The sequence below is a fragment of the Corynebacterium tuberculostearicum genome, assembly GCF_022347235.1.
GTDB lineage: Bacteria > Actinomycetota > Actinomycetes > Mycobacteriales > Mycobacteriaceae > Corynebacterium > Corynebacterium tuberculostearicum_F.
In genome coordinates, this window is the sequence record NZ_JAKRDX010000045.1 from 1 (window position 1) to 1468 (window position 1468).

At 57.4% G+C, this 1468-nt stretch carries 1 protein-coding gene; it reads right to left on the minus strand.

Annotation, left to right across the window (positions count from 1 at the left end; genetic code table 11):
- Positions 1 to 97 precede the first annotated feature (97 nt).
- On the minus strand, positions 98 to 1342 hold the full coding sequence (locus tag MHK09_RS11590; protein WP_049377104.1) for an IS256 family transposase: 1245 nt from the start codon (positions 1340 to 1342) through the stop codon (positions 98 to 100).
- Positions 1343 to 1468 lie beyond the last annotated feature (126 nt).

The following is a 1468-nucleotide window of genomic DNA, read 5'->3' on the forward strand; positions in this document are numbered from 1 at the left end:
GGTCAAGTCCTGGGTAGTGGTGTATCTGTTTTCGAATCTGGGGTTAGTTTCATGGCGGTGGTTTAGGGGCCATCTCGGGGATAAGGGGTGAGGGTATTCACGCGGCGATCTCCTGGTTGTTGTCGCGGTCCTCGTCGATGACCCCAGCGGCGATGATCTCTTTGGTCTGTGCCAGGCTGGTCAGTGACATATAACGCTTCTGTTGGATCCAGTCATCGTGCTGTTCGGCCAAAACCGCCCCAACAAGGCGCACAACAGCGTCTCGGTTTGGGAAGATTCCTACGACATCGGTACGCCGGCGGATCTCCCTATTGAGCCGTTCAGTGGGGTTATTCGACCAGATTTTGGTCCACACCGCTCTCGGCGCAGCGGTAAACGCCAACAGCTCGTCGAGACACTCCTCGAGGTAGGTGGCAACGTGAGGGAATTTCTGCTGGCAGAATTCAATAACCTCACGAGCTTGGGCCCACACACTAGCGGCATCGGGTTGCTGAAAGATTGTGTGAAACATCGCTGACAGAGTCGGCCATTGGGTTTTGGGAACCTGGGCCGAGAGGTTCTTCGCGAAGTGTGTTCGACACCGCTGCCAACTAGCCTGCGGCAGGCAGTCACCCACGGCTGCTTGAATACCAAGATGGGCATCACTAGTAACGAGGAATACCCCGGTCAGGCCACGGGCGATGAGGTCCCGAAAGAACCCGGTCCACGACGCGGTAGATTCCGCGGTGGCAACCTGCATGCCCAAAAGCTCTCGGTAGCCGTCAGCGTTGACACCTGTGGCCAGCAACACGCTGGTCTTTACGACACGTCCGCCTTCCCGCACCTTCATTGTCAGCGCGTCGCAGGAGACAAAGTGGTAGGGGCCTTGGTCAAGCCGGCGGGTGCGGAAGTCATCGACCATGTCATCGAGTTCTTTGGCCATCTGGCTGACCTGAGACTTCGACAAGTTGTTGATCCCAAGGGTGGCCACCAGGTCGTTCATCCTGCGAGTGGAGACTCCTTTCAGGTAGCAGGTGGCGATGACTGTGGTCAGGGCACGCTCGGTGCGGCTGCGGCGCTCTAGCAGCCAGTCAGGGAAAAATGCGCCGGTGCGTAGCTTCGGGATTGCCACATCAATGCTGCCGACTCGGGTATCAAGTTGGCGATGACGGTAGCCATTACGTGTGTTGGTGCGCTCGGCTGACACGGTGGCGTAATCAGCCCCGCAGACGGTGTCTGCTTGGGCGGAAAGAATCTGGTTGATGAAGTCAGTGAGCATTTGGCGCATCAAATCTGGGGACGCTTGAGTCAGTAGCTCTTCGAGATACGCGGTCGGATCGATATGATGAGGGTCAGCGGCCATCGCAGGGTACTTCCTTTCGAGGATAGGTAAGAGTTGATTCGAAAGGTACCCGCGATGGTCGCCTTCATGCACACCGGCACAAGACTTACCGCGGGCTACAGATACACCACGTTAGGGGACGCAACC